At 64.1% G+C, this 15,351-nt stretch carries 14 protein-coding genes; 3 read left to right on the top strand and 11 right to left on the bottom strand.

All coding sequences use genetic code 11. The annotated features are described in order from the left end of the window. Nucleotides 1-263 precede the first annotated feature (263 nt). Entirely contained in the window at nucleotides 264-1,667 is a 1,404-nt protein-coding gene (locus PPGU16_RS33680) for an aminotransferase-like domain-containing protein (protein WP_243460759.1), read from the top strand. Nucleotides 1,668-1,929: 262 nt separating this feature from the next. On the opposite strand, the gene PPGU16_RS33675 is transcribed toward PPGU16_RS33680, so the two are convergent. After that, nucleotides 1,930-2,907 carry a 2-keto-3-deoxygluconate permease gene (locus PPGU16_RS33675; RefSeq protein WP_180727018.1) on the bottom strand — a complete coding sequence of 326 codons (978 nt, stop codon included), beginning with the start codon at nucleotides 2,905-2,907 and terminating at the stop codon, nucleotides 1,930-1,932. A gap of 136 nt (nucleotides 2,908-3,043) precedes the next feature. Further along, on the bottom strand, nucleotides 3,044-4,570 hold the full coding sequence (locus PPGU16_RS33670; RefSeq protein ID WP_180727017.1) for a UxaA family hydrolase: 1,527 nt from the start codon (nucleotides 4,568-4,570) through the stop codon (nucleotides 3,044-3,046). Between the two features lie 178 nt (nucleotides 4,571-4,748). On the opposite strand from PPGU16_RS33670, the gene PPGU16_RS33665 reads away from it, so the two are divergent. Further along, nucleotides 4,749-5,462: a FadR/GntR family transcriptional regulator gene (locus tag PPGU16_RS33665; RefSeq protein ID WP_224031754.1), complete on the top strand. Its 714-nt coding sequence runs from the start codon at nucleotides 4,749-4,751 to the stop codon at nucleotides 5,460-5,462. Nucleotides 5,463-5,583: 121 nt separating this feature from the next. Continuing rightward, nucleotides 5,584-5,910 (top strand): hypothetical protein, encoded by a 327-nt coding sequence (locus tag PPGU16_RS33660; RefSeq protein ID WP_180727016.1) that lies wholly within the window; start codon nucleotides 5,584-5,586, stop codon nucleotides 5,908-5,910. 52 nt (nucleotides 5,911-5,962) lie between these two features. Here PPGU16_RS33660 and scpA read toward each other — a convergent pair whose 3' ends face one another. Genes scpA through PPGU16_RS33615 form a run of 9 tightly spaced genes read right to left on the bottom strand, consistent with a single transcriptional unit; the run spans nucleotide 5,963 to nucleotide 15,334 of the window. Further along, nucleotides 5,963-8,044 (bottom strand): methylmalonyl-CoA mutase, encoded by a 2,082-nt coding sequence (gene scpA / locus PPGU16_RS33655; RefSeq protein WP_180727015.1) that lies wholly within the window; start codon nucleotides 8,042-8,044, stop codon nucleotides 5,963-5,965. Then, nucleotides 8,041-8,856, bottom strand: coding sequence for a Pnap_2097 family protein (locus PPGU16_RS33650; RefSeq protein WP_180727161.1), 816 nt, complete (start codon nucleotides 8,854-8,856; stop codon nucleotides 8,041-8,043). Before PPGU16_RS33650 ends, scpA begins: the two co-directional genes overlap by 4 nt. 2 nt (nucleotides 8,857-8,858) lie before the next feature. Next, nucleotides 8,859-10,151, bottom strand: coding sequence for an MSMEG_0569 family flavin-dependent oxidoreductase (locus tag PPGU16_RS33645; protein WP_180727014.1), 1,293 nt, complete (start codon nucleotides 10,149-10,151; stop codon nucleotides 8,859-8,861). Nucleotides 10,152-10,171: 20 nt separating this feature from the next. Next, the gene (locus PPGU16_RS33640) at nucleotides 10,172-10,456 is read right to left on the bottom strand and encodes an MSMEG_0570 family nitrogen starvation response protein (RefSeq protein ID WP_180727013.1); all 285 of its coding nucleotides are present in this window, start codon (nucleotides 10,454-10,456) and stop codon (nucleotides 10,172-10,174) included. A gap of 23 nt (nucleotides 10,457-10,479) precedes the next feature. Then, nucleotides 10,480-11,661, bottom strand: coding sequence for an MSMEG_0565 family glycosyltransferase (locus PPGU16_RS33635; RefSeq protein WP_180727012.1), 1,182 nt, complete (start codon nucleotides 11,659-11,661; stop codon nucleotides 10,480-10,482). After that, complete coding sequence (locus tag PPGU16_RS33630) at nucleotides 11,658-12,644, bottom strand: sll0787 family AIR synthase-like protein (RefSeq protein ID WP_180727011.1); 987 nt, start codon at nucleotides 12,642-12,644, stop codon at nucleotides 11,658-11,660. Before PPGU16_RS33630 ends, PPGU16_RS33635 begins: the two co-directional genes overlap by 4 nt. Further along, the gene (locus PPGU16_RS33625; RefSeq protein ID WP_180727010.1) at nucleotides 12,641-13,204 is read right to left on the bottom strand and encodes an MSMEG_0567/Sll0786 family nitrogen starvation N-acetyltransferase; all 564 of its coding nucleotides are present in this window, start codon (nucleotides 13,202-13,204) and stop codon (nucleotides 12,641-12,643) included. The genes PPGU16_RS33630 and PPGU16_RS33625 overlap by 4 nt, the downstream gene beginning before the upstream one ends. Nucleotides 13,205-13,206: 2 nt before the next feature. Then, the gene (locus tag PPGU16_RS33620; RefSeq protein ID WP_180727009.1) at nucleotides 13,207-14,340 is read right to left on the bottom strand and encodes an MSMEG_0568 family radical SAM protein; all 1,134 of its coding nucleotides are present in this window, start codon (nucleotides 14,338-14,340) and stop codon (nucleotides 13,207-13,209) included. Next, nucleotides 14,309-15,334 carry a Nit6803 family nitrilase gene (locus PPGU16_RS33615; protein ID WP_180727008.1) on the bottom strand — a complete coding sequence of 342 codons (1,026 nt, stop codon included), beginning with the start codon at nucleotides 15,332-15,334 and terminating at the stop codon, nucleotides 14,309-14,311. Before PPGU16_RS33615 ends, PPGU16_RS33620 begins: the two co-directional genes overlap by 32 nt. Nucleotides 15,335-15,351: the final 17 nt, after the last annotated feature.

Raw genomic sequence — 15,351 nt, 5'->3', positions numbered from 1 at the left:
GCCTGCGCGCAGGAGTTGTCTTCGAATGGGATGGGAGCGGGACCGTGGTCCCGCGTGTTGGGGGGAACCGCCGTGTGTAGGTGGGTTGCGCATGCTTTGAGGTTGGTTGCCGGGTTACATAGCCCCATGCATCTATCCTCCAACCGTCGTACACGCGCGAACTTCCCGCTATCGCTATGGCCTTGCGGCGGATACATACATAGGCTATGGCGGCGCATGCTAGAGTAAGACATATGCCATACATGCGCGACAAGTTGCCACACATGACTTCATCTTCGAGAAAACGCGCTGCGCGGCGGCCGGACTGGATCACGGACTTTGCAGACAACGGCAAGGCGCGCTATCTGCAGATCGTCGATCTGATCGAGCGCGCCGTGGCGAACGGCACGCTGAATCCCGGCGACCGGTTACCGCCGCAACGCAAGCTCGCAGAAATGATCGGCGTCGATCTGACTACCGTGACGCGTGGCTTTGCCGAGGCGCACCGGCGCAACCTGATCGAATCGCGCGGTCCGTTGGGCACGTTCATCGCGCCACCCATCGCGACGTTCATGCAGCAAGCCGATCTGAGCATGAACATTCCGCCGCCGCCCGCCGACCTCGATCTCGCCGTGCTGCTCAGGCGCGGACTGTCGCAGGTGCTGGTGCGCAGCGACATCGATCTGCTGATGACCTACCAGTTGGGCGGCGGCAGCGATACCGACCGGCAGGCGGGCGCGGCATGGCTCAAGCCGATCCTCGGCCGCGTGGACCCGTCGCGGGTCGTCGTGACGCCCGGCGCGCATTCGGCGCTCGCCGCGCTGATACTGGCGCTCACGAAGCCCAATGCGCCTGTTTTCACCGAACCGCTGATCTATCCGGGCCTGCCGCTGATCGCGCGGCAGTTAGGCCGCACGCTCGAGACCATCGCGTCCGACGCGCACGGCATGCGGCCCGACGCGCTCGATGCGGCTTGCGCGCGCACGGAGGGCGGACTGATCTATCTGAACCCGACCATCCGCAACCCGACCGCGCAGACGATGCCCGAGCGTCGCCGCAAGGAACTCCTCGCCGTGGCGGCGCGTCGCAATGTGCCGATCGTCGAGGACGATCCCTACCGGCTGTTCGCCGACGATCCGCCCGCGCCGCTCGCGAGTCTCGCGCCGCAACAGGTGTATTACCTGTCCACGTTGTCCAAATGCATCTCGCCGGGCTTGCGCGCCGCGTTTGTCGTGTTGCCTGCCGCCACCGGGCAGGAAGCGTTTCTGAAGGCGCTGCGCTCGCTGTCGCTGATGTCGCCGCCGATCACCACGGCACTGGTCACGCAATGGATACTCGACGGCACGGCAGCGGACGTGCTGGCGGGGATACTGAAGGAGTCGGCGGAGCGGCTGCTTGCCGCGAACCAGATACTGTCGACGGTGAGCATGCCGGCGTCCAGCGGCGCGATACATGTGTGGCAGCCCTTGCCTGCGCACTGGGCCGCGCAAAGCCTTGCGGCGGCAGCGAGCACCGAAGGTCTCGTCGTCGCGCCCTCTTCCGCGTTTTGCCAGACGGGCGACGTGCCGAACGCGATCCGCATTTCGCTTGGCGGCTGCACGCGGCGCACGGAATTGACGTCGGCCTTGCGCAAGCTCGCGGCGCTCGTCGAACGCAAGCCTTCCGCCGATAACCGTCTGCTCATCTAACGCGCACCATCCACTCATTGCATCTGCTGCGCTGAAATCTTCGTCAACTGCTGCTGTACGAGAGACGGCTACGCACGAATAATGCGTTCAACGCGCTTCGAGCATTTCCTTCCTCCTTTTAACGAAGCGCGTTGGGATCACTGCGCGAGTGCCCGGGGCTTCGGCCTTCAACCCGCAGAGCTTGCAGCAAAGAAGTATCGAGCGTGGCGAGCACTAGACCTCGGCGCCTTCCGGCGCCGGGGTTTTTTCATTGCGCTCAGGTTCACGCGTCGGCGTGCGCGACGACTTCTACGTCATTCCCAACCTTGGCCAGCCGGCGCGTGCGCCAGCGTGCATACGCGGCCGTGAGCAGTGGCGCGAGCAACGACGTAACGATCGTGGAAGCGGCGATCTGAGGCGTTGCCACTGCGACCAGTGCGCCGAGATGGGGATCGACGGCCGCAATCGCTGTGGGCGTCGCAACCGCGTTGCCCGCCGTCGTAGCCGACGCCACGCCGCCCACACCTGAACCACCGAACAGGCGTGATGCGATCACGTTGAATACCGCGCCGACCGCCAGCGTAATCAGTCCAAGGACGATCCCTGACAAGCCCGCGCCGAGAATGGCGTGCAGATTGATCTGCGCGCCGAGACCGAATGCGAAGAACGGGATCAGCAAATCGCCGCCTGACTTGAGGAATTTGCGCATGTCCGGGTCGATATTTCCCAGCACCATGCCGATGACGATGGGCAGCACGGTGGCAACGAGATCGAGCACCGGTATCTTCGCCAACCCGGACAAACCCAGCGCGAGCATGGTCACGAACGGCCCTTCCAGGATCGACAGAACGGCAAGCGCGCCCCGATCGACCTCGTCGCCGAACTGCCGGGTCAACGCTGCGTAGAGTCCCATGTTCGCGTTGGTCACGGCGGCGATGATCGCCATGCCCGAGAGACCGAGAAACCCGTTCGCCCCGAATACCTTGCTGACGAGCAAACCGATCAGCACGCCGCTCGCGAGCTTGGCGAGGGTAATGGCCGCCCCGTTCTTCAGCGCACGCGGTGCGGTGCGCAGTTGAATCTCGGCGCCCATGCAAACGAAGAACACCGCGAGAATGGGCAGCGCGCCATGCGCAAGCTGGGTCGAAAAACTGCCGATGCCCAACACCTTAGGTGCGAACGTGTTGAGCAAGCTGCCCCAAAGCAAAGGAATGACCATCATGCCGCCCGGAAAGCGTTCGATGGCCTGTTTGATCTTCATGTCGAGTCTCCTTGATCCTGGCGCGGGTTCGACATGGCCCGACCAGCATTTGTCTTACGGCGTGCGGCGAGCGGGAAACCTGAGGCTCCCGCTACGCCGCACGGATGCGCGTCGCGCGACCCGACGCGCACGGCGGTTACATCTGCGCGCCGATCATCCAGGGCACGAATTCCTCGTTGCCGACGCCAAGCGCTTCGCTCTTGCTCTTGTGGCCCGATGCAACGTCGAGGATCATCCGGAAGATTTCTTCGCCCTTCTGCTCCACGCTTACGGTGCCGTCCATGATGTCGCCACAGTTGATGTCCATGTCGTCGGCCATCCGCTTGTACATCGTCGAGTTCGTCGCGAGCTTGATCGAGGGCGCGGGCTTTGCGCCGAAACAGGAGCCGCGCCCCGTCGTGAACACGACGAGATTCGCGCCGCTCGCGATCTGCCCCGTCGCGCCCATCGGGTCATAACCCGGCGCGTCCATGAAAACGAGCCCGTGCGTGTCGATCGGTTCGGCGTAGCGGTACACGCCCATCAACGGCGATGAACCGCTCTTGGCAACCGCGCCAAGCGATTTCTCGAGGATCGTCGTGAGGCCACCCGCCTTGTTGCCCGGCGTCGGGTTGTTGTCGATGCTGCCCTTTTCGCGCTTCGCGTAGTCTTCCCACCAGTGAATTCGCTCGACGATCTTCTCGCCCACGTCTTTGCTCACCGCACGACGTGTCAGCAGATGCTCGGCGCCGTAGATCTCCGGCGTTTCCGACAGGATCGCCGTCCCACCATGCCGCACCAGCAGATCGACAGCGGCGCCCAGTGCCGGATTCGCGGTGATGCCCGAATAGCCGTCGGAGCCGCCGCACTGCAGCGCGATATTGATGTGCGAAACGGGAACCGGCTCACGCACGGCCTGGTTCGCGACAGGCAACATGTTGTTGACTGCGGCGATGGCCGCGTCGACGGTCTTTTGCGTACCGCCTTCTTCCTGCATCACGAGCGGCACCAGCAGCGGCCCCGGCTCGACGCCCTCGGCGATGAACATCGCGCCCATCTGGTTCGCTTCGCAACCAAGACCGATGATGACGATGCCAGCGAAGTTCGGATGCTTCACGTATCCGCCAACCGTGCGACGCAGTTGCTGGATGCCCTCGCCATGATGGTCGATACAGCAACCGAAGCTGTGCGTAATCGGCACGATGCCGTCGACGTTCGGATAAGCGTCGAGCGCGCCGGGTTGCGCGAAGTGCTGCGCGACCAGCTTCGTGACGGTGGCCGAGCAGTTCACGGTGCTGACGACGCCGATGTAGTTGCGGGTCGCGACGCGGCCGTCCGCTCGCCGGAAGCCGTTGAACGTGAGCGGCACTGTAGCGGCCTCGACCTGCTTCATGTCTTCGCCAAATGCGTAGTCGCGCGCGAAGTCGCCCATCGACACGTTGTGCACGTGAACGTGATCGCCTGCGCGGATCGGCTGCGTCGCAAAGCCGATGATCTGGCCGTAGCGCCGCACGGGCGCACCTTGTGCCACGTCGCGGCACGCGATCTTGTGTGCGGCAGGAATGTCAGCCGATGCAACGAGATTGTCGAAATCAGCGAGAATAGTGCCGGCAGCAAGCGCGCCGCGCGCAATCAGCACATCGTCGATATCATGCAGTTTGATGGCGAGTGTGGCCTGGCTCATCATGATCCTCCTGTTCGGATTGTGGGTTAGCACGGGCGACACTCTCTGCTGACGTGCGGAGCGTTTGCCGGCGCGGACTCATATTGCGGTCGGCCCGATTGGACACGCAAACTGGTCAGGCCACTTTTCATCGGGTTGAAAACAGGCCTTCCCCGGTGTGGCTGATGAAGGATCAATTGTGGAAAGTCGTTTGAAAGCAGCGGGCGCATTGGCGCAGACAATCCGCCACATCGAGTCGGGCATTCAGGCAGGTCGCTGGCAGCCTGACGAACGCTTGCCGTCCGAACGCATGCTCGCGGAGTCGCTGGGCGTGTCGCGCGCGACGGTACGCGAAGCGATTGGACGCCTCGCAACCAAAGGTCTTCTGGAAGCGCGACGCGGTAGCGGCGTCTATCTGCTGCGCAGCAAGCCCGCGTCACTGGCGGCGCCGTGGCTTCAGCTGATCGCCGATACCCCGCCGCTGCGTTCCGAAACGCTTGAATTCCGCCTGGTGTTCGAGTGCGCCGCCGCGCGTTTCGCCGCGCAACGTGCGTCGCACCGGGAACTCGAACGTTTCGAGGGCGTGCTCGAACGCATGCGCGACGCGGTTGCAGGCAAGGACGTCGATAAGGAAGCCGCCACCGACGGTGAATTCCATACGGCGCTCGTTGCAGCGTCCCAAAACCGGCTGCTCGATCAGTTCTATGCGAGCGTGATCGGCATGTTGCGCGAACACATTGCAAGCAACACATACGACGCAACCGTCAACAACGCGAATGCAGCCGAGCAGGCACGCAGCCGCTTGCGCCAGCACGAATCGATCTATTACGCGATTCGTGAGGGGAATCCGGATGCCGCGCAACAGGCAATGTACGTGCACATCGACTACGTCGGACGACAGTTCAGCGTCTGACCGGCCCGCTACGGTATTTGTAAGCGTTGAAATGTGCGGTTACCAACTGCATAAGTTATTTCATCGAGTGCTGATTAAGATGGTCTCCATCAACCCGTTAAACGGAAAGCGGAGAACCATCATGAAACGCGCAGCGCTTGTCTTGTTGATGATCGGTAGCTTGTCGGTGGCCCAGCAGGCATCGGCGCACGGGCGCGGCGGCTGGGGCCGTGGCGGCGGCGTCGATGGCGGCGCGATCGTGGGGGCGCTGATCGGAGGTGCCGTGCTCGGTGCGCTCGTGACGTCGGTTGCCAATGCACAGCCCGCGTACGCGCAACCGGTGTATCAACAACCTGTCTATCAGCAACCCGTGTACGCGCAACCGGCTTATTCGCAACCGCCGTCGAACGCTTGCTACGACAGCTATCAACGCGCCTATGTGCCGTGTCAGGGCGGTTACGGATATTGATCGGGGATCGGGGATCGGGGATCGGGCTCGCGGCGGTAGTAGTCTCGTAACGCTATGAGACCGCTGCGAAATCGATCTCGGAGATGTATGTCGCCAGCTCCGTCACGATAGTCCCGATGCTCGCACCTGTCGGAAAGCATCTGGCGACGCCCCGCTTCTTCAATGCATGCCAGCTCGCGCTGTCGATGTTTCCGCCGATCACGATGGGAATGTGCGAGCCTTTGTCACGCAGTGCTTCGAGCAGACCCGACACCAGTTCGACATGCGCGCCTGCCAGCGACGACACGCCGATCACATCGACATCGTGCTTCGACGCCAGTTCGCTGACTGCCTCTGCCGACGCGAACATCGCGCCCGTCGTCACGTTGAAGCCCGCATCCCCGAGCGCGGCAGCGACGATACGCGCGCCCCGGTCGTGACCATCCTGGCCGAGCTTTGCCAGCAAGATGTGCGGCGCGCGCCCCAGTTGCTTCGTGACACGTTGCACGGCTGCGCGGGCGTTCATCCATTCGGCGTCGGACGACAGCATCTCGCCGTACACTTGCGCCGATACCGGTAAATCCACCGTGTGCCGGGGCCAAACAGCTTCCAGTGCCTGCGTGCATTCGCCGACTGTCGCACGCGCACGCATGCATGCGATGGTCAATTCAAGCAGGTTGCCTTCGCCATCGCGTGCCGCCCGTTGCAACGCGGCAAGCGTGTCGCGCACACGTGTCGCATCGCGCGATCGCTTCACCTGCGCGACGCGGCGTGCCTGCAGCGTGCGAATCTGCGCAGCGTCCTGCGCCTGCGTGACAAGCGGCTCGTCCTCGTCGTCCGTCATAAAGCGGTTGACGCCCACAATCACGCGTTGCCCGCTTTCGATATCCGCCTGCATGCGCAGTGCCGATTCATGAATACGCGCGCGTACCCAGCCCGAACGTATCGCCTCGACGACGCCGCCGCTCGCGTCGATCTCATCGAGCACGGCACGCACCCGGCTTGCGATATCGGCCGTCAGGGCTTCCATCATGTACGACCCGGCCCATGGATCGACTACATCGCAGACGCCCGTCTCGTGCTGAAGCACCAGTTGCGTATCGCGCGCGAGCCGCGAAGACTCCGCGCAAGGCAGCGCCAGCGCTTCGTCGTACGCATTGGTATGTAACGACTGCGTGCCGCCGAACACAGCCGCGAGCGCCTCGACCGTCGTCCGCACGACGTTGTTCATCGGTTTTTGCGCCGTCAGCGACCAGCCCGACGTCTGGCAATGCATGCGCAGCGCGCGGCCCTTGTCCGACGTGGCGCCGCTATGCGATGCGATCTCCGACCACAACAGCCGCGCGGCGCGCAGTTTCGCGACCTCGACATAAAAATCCGTGCCGACACCGAAGAAGAAACTCATGCGCTCACACGCGTCGTTTGCGTGCATGCCGCGTGCGACGAGGGTGTCGACATAGGTGCGCGCATTGGCCATCGTCAGCGCGAGTTCGAGCACGGCGTCCGCACCCGCTTCCTGAAAGTGATAGCCGGAGACCGACAGTGCATTGAAGCGCGGCACCTGTTGCGCAAGATGGGCGGCCACATCGGCGGCGATGCGCAGCGAAGGCTCGGGCGCGAAGATGCCCGTGTTGCGCACCATGAACTCTTTCAGGATGTCGTTCTGGATCGTGCCCCGCAGTTGCGATGCATGCACGCCGCTTTCGTCCGCCGCGACGATAAACGCGCCGAGCACGGGCAAGACAGCCCCGTTCATCGTCATCGATACCGACACGCGGTCGAGCGGTATGTCTTCGAAAAGCCGTGCCATGTCTTCGACCGTATCGATGGCCACGCCCGTCATCCCGACGTCCGCGCTGACTGCGGGGTCGTCCGAATCGTAACCGCGCTGGGTCGGCAGATCGAATGCGACCGAGAGACCTTGCGTGCCTTCCGCCAGCGCGGTGCGGAAGGCGAGGTTCGTATCGGCGGCTTGCGCGTAGCCTGCGTACTGGCGAATCGTCCACGGCTTTTCGGTGTACATCGAAGCGAACGGCCCACGCACGAACGGCGCTTCTCCCGGCATGCTGTCCACATGCGCAATGCCTTCGATATCCGCGCGCGTATAGACGCGCTTGAGCGGCACAGCGCGGCGGCGTGCGCGTGTCGTGCTCATCGGCGCCTCCAGCGCTTCTCCGTCGTGACATCGGCGATCTTCATGCCGTCGCTCTTGCGGCGCACTTCCGTCCAGTGCCGGATGCCCCGTTCGTCTTCTGCGCTGCCAACCACACGCAGGCTCAATGTATCGCCGACATCGACATTGCCGTAGTAGAACAACGAGCGGCTCGCGACCAGCGGCGGCTCGTCGAAGCGTCGCCATTGCCATTCGGCGCGATCGACAAACGCCTGAAAACTCGCGAAATAAAGGAAGTCCGCGCCGTTGAAATCGCTGTTCGGGCAAGGAAGAAATTCAATCGGTTCGTCGGTCGCGGGCGCGAGTTCCGGCAGCGCGGCGCGGTCTGCCGCCCGCAGACGCTTGCTCATCTGCATCATCTGCAACGCAGGTTCGGGCATCGGCTCGACGCCACCGGGCAGCGCCGCCAGCGCCGCGCGCGCGACGCAACGGTTGCTGCGCGGCTCGCCGCGCGTGACGAATGCCGACGACATCGACAGTTCCGCAATCTCCGTCTCGCCGCGCATGATGCGATGCGTGCTGAAATGACGCACGGGTCCCGTTCTGCACAGGGTGCTGCGAATGTCGAACGTGTCGTTTTCGCCGATCGAGTCGAGGCCGCCCGTTTGCAGTCGAATCGCCGTAAACGCCGCATACGAACGCCCGCCGTCGTCGTCGTGAAAGTCCGTCTGCTCGCGGCCCGCATGCGCGGCAAGCGCCTCCCAATGGCGATGCCCGCACTCCTTGAGCAACCAGTTTTCCGACAGCCCCGTGTAGCTCAATTGCGGCATGCCCGCGCGATAGCGTTGGATCATGCTCACGCCGCGAGACTCGTCGACGCTGCGTCGATGGATGAACGGATCGTATCGACCACATGCCCGGCATCGCGCGCGATGCCGGAGAAGCGGCCCGATCCCCATGTATGCAGCCACGGCAGCCCGATGAAATACAAGCCCGCTTGCGGCGTGATGCCGCGAACATGCGCGGGATAACCGCGTCCGTTGAAGACAGGCGCATCGATCCAGCTGAAATCCGGCCTGAAGCCGATGCACCAGACAATCGACGTGATGCCGCTTGCCGCGAGATCGAGCGACGTGCGTTCGCCTTCGGGCCGCCACACGGGTGCATAAGGCGTACCGGCCGGCGCGTCGAATCCATGCTTCTCGATGAAGCCGTCGATGCTCGCGTTGATCCGGTTATACGTGTCGTCGGCGCTATCGAGGGCATCGATCAGATTGGGCGCGAACTGCAGACGGCCGTCGCGCAGATCGTCGAGCCTGCCATACAGTTCCATGCCTTCGAGCGCAAAGCGCCGCAAGTCGATATCGCGTCCGCCGTCGCGGCCCGTCACATAGTGGTTCGTGTTGTCGCGCACGCCTTCGCGCAGCGGATGCTGATCGACGGGCATGTCGTAATAGCGCATGTCCGCGAGCCAGTCGACCACATCGCGGCCGCGATAGAAGCGCGCGCAACGCGGTGCTTCACCGACGGCCAGATACACCTTGCGGCCCGCCAGATGCAGGTCTTCCGCGATCTGCGCGCCCGACTGCCCCGAGCCCACGACGAGCACCGCGCCTTCGGGCAGCGCCTGCGGATTGCGGTAATGCGACGACTGCAACTGCACGATGTCAGCAGGCAAACGTTCGGCCATGCGCGGCACGATGGGCGTGTGATAGCCGCCTGAAGCCACCACGACCTGATCGGCCGTGAAGTCGCCATTCGACGTCGACACGACATAGCCGCCTGATGCCAGGCGCTTGATCTTGCGGACTTCCGTATGTTCGAGCACGGGCGCATCGACCATCGCGATGAAGCCGTCCAGATACGCGATGATCTCGTCCTTCTTCATAAAGCCGTGCGGATCGTCGCCGCGATACGGGTAGCCCGGCAGCGCGCATTGCCAGTTCGGCGTGACGAGGCAGAACGCATCCCAGCGCTGCGAGCGCCATGTATGCGTGACCGTGTGCTTTTCGATCACCAGATGATCGATGCCCGCCTCTTTCAGGTAGTAGCTGATCGACAGTCCGGCCTGTCCGCCGCCTACGACGATCACCGTATGATGGGGAACCGAGTTCGTTGCATCGGGAGCGAGAGTGTTTGCGTTCGACATGATTCTTTCCTGCGTTCGGTTCACAAAAGTTCGACGACCTGGACTTCCGCTTGCGGATCGGTAGCGAAGCGCTGCGCCTGAGCTTCGATCTGCGCAAGCTGATCCATCGCCGCCGAGCACGCGAAGCCGTACTTCTCGCGCACGCGTTCCGAGCCGATATGCAGCGCCTCGCGTGCCCTGTCGACGAAATCGCCAAGCGCATAACGTTGTCCGGCAACGAAAAACTCGCCGACTACGGTCGAAGGCGAATAGCAGTTGGCCTCGCTGCCGTCCGGCCACTGGACCCTGAAGTGCATGACTGGCATCACGTTTCCTTTGATTGAGAGATTCAGGCGCTGAGCGCTTGCATGAGGTGCTGCACATGGCTCGCGTACAGCGCGATATGTCGATGCGCGCTTTCGCGCCAACTGAAGCGTGCAAGCAGCTCGGGGACCGCATGTTCGAAGTCGATGCCGCCGCGATCGTGCAGCGCGCGGCGCAGTGCATCGGCGATGCTGGCGGCGTCGTCGGGTTGTGCCCAGCAGCAGACGCGTTCGTCGAGATAACCAGTGAAGGGTTCGATCTGCGACACGACGACGGGCGCGCCTGCCGCCAGCGCTTCGAGCGTGACGAGACCGAAGCCCTCGCGCAGCGACACCATCGAAACGACATCGGCGCGCCGCATCAATGCGGGGATGGCTGCGTCATCGAGCGGACCTGTGACGACGATTGCTTCGCCCTGCCCGATGCGCAGACCCAGTTGCGCTGCGCGCGCGATGAAGCGGCGCGTATAGGCATCGTGATCCAGCAGACTCGCGCCGCCTGCGATCACGAGTTGCGCGTGGGCATGCGTTTGCCTCAGTAAGGCAAACGCCTCCAGCAGTTGCAGCGTGTTCTTGCGCGCCTCGATGCCGCCCACGGCCAGCACGACCGGCTTGCCGACAACGCCCGGCGTCATGCAAACGTCTGGGTCGTTTGCCTCGCTTGAACTGCGAAAGCGCTGCACGTCAACGCCGTTATTGACGGTCGACGCCGCAATATCGAACGCGTCGCGCATCTTATGCGTCCACGTGTCACTGACGCAGAACACAGCATCGGCGTCCGCGAACGCACGACGCTGCCACTCGCTCAGCCGCGCGTCGTCGAACGTATCGAGATGATGGACCGTGCGCACGAAGCCGCGAATCGCACCCGCTTCGCGCAGTTCGGCAAGCGCGTTGCCGCTGATGCTGTCCTGTGCGTGAAGCACGTCGAAGCCGGACGCGCCATCTTCGATCAACGCGGTTTTCAACGCGTCGATCCGCATCCGCACCATCGATACCGTATCGTTGCCGTGCGCCGCGACGGGCGCGAGCACGACACGGCAAGTCGACGCGCGGAACATCGGCGCACCGCCGACGGATGGCGCGAAGATCGTCACGTCCTGCCCTGCCTCATGCAGTGCGCGTCCGAGTTCGAGCGTATGCACCACGCCACCGCGCGGATTGACGGAGTGCGTGAACAGCGCAATGCGCATCGCGGTGCCGTTCATGTTTGCGCTCTCACGGGCGCGCCGATGAACGCGCTGTCCTTGAAGCTCCAGAGCAAGGCCGAATCGGACTGCTGCGTAAGGACGACCTCGCGCGATGCATCCACGCTGCCGATCGACGCGCATGCGAGCCCGCGCTGCGCGAAGCGCGCGAGCACTTCATCCACGTGCTCATCGCGCACCGACAGCACGAAGCCATAACTCGGAAACGCACTGAGCCAGCGTTCGAAATCGACGTGCTCCGGGCGCGGAATCGCGTCGAGATCGATGCGCGCGCCGACGCCCGAGCATTCGAGCAGCATCAGCGACGTGCCGAGCACGCCCGCCATGCTGATGTCCTTGGCCGCGTCGCACAGGCCGCTTTCCGCGAGTTGCGGCAGCAGTTCGAGATCGTCGCGCAGACGCCCAGCGGGCGCGCCAACGGACGCGTTCCAGAACGGATACGGATCTTCGAAACGGCCGCGCAGATCGACGGCCATCACGAGACGGTCGCCGGGTCGCGCGTTGAAACTCGACAGCAGCGCGTTCGCGCGGCCGAGAATCGACACCGCCAGTTGCGGCTCTGCGCTGCGCGTATTGCTGTGTCCGCCTACGACGGGCACGCCATACGCATTCGATGCCGCCGCGATACCCGCCAGTATCTCCGCCGCCGCATCGAGCCCATCGCTCCACAGCGCGTCGACGACCGCGAGCGGCCGGCCGCCCATCGCATACACGTCGCTGACGTTGACCATCACGCTGCTGTAGCCAGCGAACCAGGGCATCGTCTCGACGAAATCGCTGACCAGCCCTTCGATCGCGAACAGCAGATAGCCGTCGCCATCGGCGAGCGCCGCGCAGTCGTCGCCCACGGCAACGGCTTGCGCGAGATCGCGCGTGCCGTTCGGCAAGCGCGACGCCAGCGACGCCACCACGCCGGCTATATCCGTCTTGTGCCGAAAGCCGCGGCTTGCGCGCATCCGTTCGACCAGCGCTTGCAGACTCATGAGCGGCCTCGCGACGACGTGACGAAACCGCTTTCGGGCGTAAAGCATGGCGGATAGTGCGCGAGGTCGGCTTCCATCAGATCGTGAGGCCGGCCAAACAGTGTTTCCTCCGCGACCGTCTGCCAGTGCAGACGCCTGAACAGCGGCACGTTCTGACGCTGCACATGGGCGAGAAACGTATCGCATCCCAGCGCATGCGCGCTGCTCACAGCAAGCCGGATCAGCGTCGAGCCGAGCTTGCCGTGCGAGCGGAACGCCGCATGGACCGCAAGGCGCGAGCCGAGCCACGTGCGCGGCTGCGTTTCGTGGATCCGCACCGTGCCGACCACCTGTTCCGGTACGCCCGCGATGCAGCTCAGCGCAACCAGCAGCTTCGCGTGACCGTCGATCTCGTCGCGGTCGTCGCCGACGAAGATGCCCTGCTCGACGCAGAACACCGCGCGCCGAAGCGCGTACGCTTCATTGCTTTCCCACGGCAGCGTCGCCCATTTCACGCGATACTCGGCGGGCGTGAAGTCGAGCGGCAATGCATCCAGTTCGTCGAATGTCTCGCAGAACATGATCAGTCCTCGTACGATGCGAGCGACGAGCACGCGCCGCATTTGCCGCAGCCCGCCTTGATATCGGCCGAACGCATCTGCGCGTCGCGCAGCATCGCGCCGAGCGGCGCCAGGATCGACTTCATGAACTCGGGCGAAGGCGCGGGATGGTCTTCCAGCGGCGTGCCGCTGATCGGCACGAAAGGCACGACGAACGGGTACACACCGAGGTCGATCAGTTCGCGCGAGATCGACAGAATGGCTTCCGCCGTATCGCCGAGGCCCGCGAGGATATACGTGCTGACCTGTCCCTTGCCGAACACAGCGACGGCCGCCTTGAACGCTTCCATATAGCGCGAGATGGGCACGCTCGCCTTGCCGGGCATCACGCGCGCGCGCACTTCCGGCGTGACGACTTCGAGATGCATGCCGAGCGTGTCGATGCCGCTTGCCTTCATGCGCTCGAACCACGCATCGTTATCCGGCGGCTCGCATTGCGCCTGAATCGGGAGATCGACGGCCGCCTTGATCGCAAACGCGCTTTCGCACAGGATCTGCGCGCCGCGATCCGGCGTCGGTGGCGTGCCCGTGGTCAGCACCATATGTTTCACGCCGTCGAGCAGCACGGCTGCGCGCGCCACTTCCGCAAGCTGTTCCGGCGTCTTGCGCGCAATCGTGCGGCCTGCCGCGAGCGACTGGCCGATCGCGCAGAACTTGCAGGTCTTCTTGCGGCTTTCGTAGCGGATGCAGGTTTGCAGCACCGTCGTGGCGAGCACGTCGGTGCCGTGCAGCGTCGCGATGTGCGAGTACGGCACGCCGTCGAGCGTTTGCAACTGCGTGAAGCGCGGCGCTTTCGGAAAGCTGATGCTGGCAATGGGGATCGTGCCGCGCATCAGCGCACTCGCGCCCGCTTGATCCGGCGCGCTCGCGACGAACGGCGAATTCCACGCGGAACTGGTGTGCACGGGCACCATGATCGTCACGCCATCGACGGTCACGGCCTTGTGGTCCGACGGGCCCGCACCGCCGCGCCGGCTCGCGGCGCCCGCGTTCGGATCGACGAGGCGCAGCCCCGTCGATTGCAGCTCCGTGCGCAGTTCCATCAGCTGGCGCTGCGTGCGCGGCTCAACCGGCGACAGGTTCACGCTGGCATTCATCCTGACCTCCACTCGTGGTTTCGTCGGGGGCGGCATCCGCACCCGCGCGTTCGAACGACATCGACATCGGCGTAACGGGCAGCGCCGGACGGTCGTTGATGGCAAGACTCAACAGCTCGGGCCGCGCATAGTGACCGACCGAGTCCATCATCCGTTTGCGCTTCGTGATCAGCGACATGTCGAGATCCGCGACGACCATGCCTTCGCCTTCGCGCAGCGGCTCGGCGAGATGCTGGCCTTCGGGCGAGATAATGGCCGTCATGCAGCCGCCGCGCAGCGCCTTTTGCAGCTTCGGGTCCGTCGTCACGGATTCGATCTGCGCTTCGCTGAGCCAGCCCGTCGAGTTCACGACGAAGCAGCCCGATTCGAGCGCGTGATGACGGATCGTCACCTCGATCTGCTCCGCGAAAATGGGCCCCACCAGCGAGCCCGGAAACTGGCTGCAATGGATCTCTTCGTGCTGCGTCATCAGCGCGTAGCGCGCGAGCGGGTTGTAATGCTCCCAGCACGCGAGCGCGCCGACTCGCGCAATGCCCGTGTGCGCGACCTTCAGACCCGCCGCGTCGCCTTGTCCCCAGATCATCCGTTCATGAAACGTCGGCGTGATCTTGCGGCGCTTGAGCACCAGACGCCCGTCGACGTCGAACACGAGCTGCGTGTTGTACAGGCTGCCGTGATCGCGCTCGTTCACGCCGAGCACGACCACCATCGAATGACGGCGCGCACGCTCGCTCACGGCCTGCGTGACGGGCCCCGGCACGACGACAGCCTGCTCGTAGAGCCGCATGTGTTCGGCGCCCGACGCGACAGGCGGACGCACGAACGAAAAGTACGGGTAGTAAGGCACGAACGTCTCGGGGAAGACGATCAGCTGCATGCCCTTCGACGCGGCTTCGTCGATTGCGGCGCATACCCTGTCGAGCGTGCCGCCGGGACGCTCGAAATCAGGCGCAATCTGCACCGCCGCTGCACGGATGATTCGCTGCTCGGACATGATCGGCACCCGGCGCG

It is taken from the genome of Paraburkholderia largidicola (assembly GCF_013426895.1).
In the GTDB taxonomy this organism is placed as follows: Bacteria; Pseudomonadota; Gammaproteobacteria; order Burkholderiales; family Burkholderiaceae; genus Paraburkholderia; species Paraburkholderia largidicola.
Note: the sequence above shows the minus strand (reverse complement) of the source record. Positions and strands in the feature narration are given on the sequence as shown.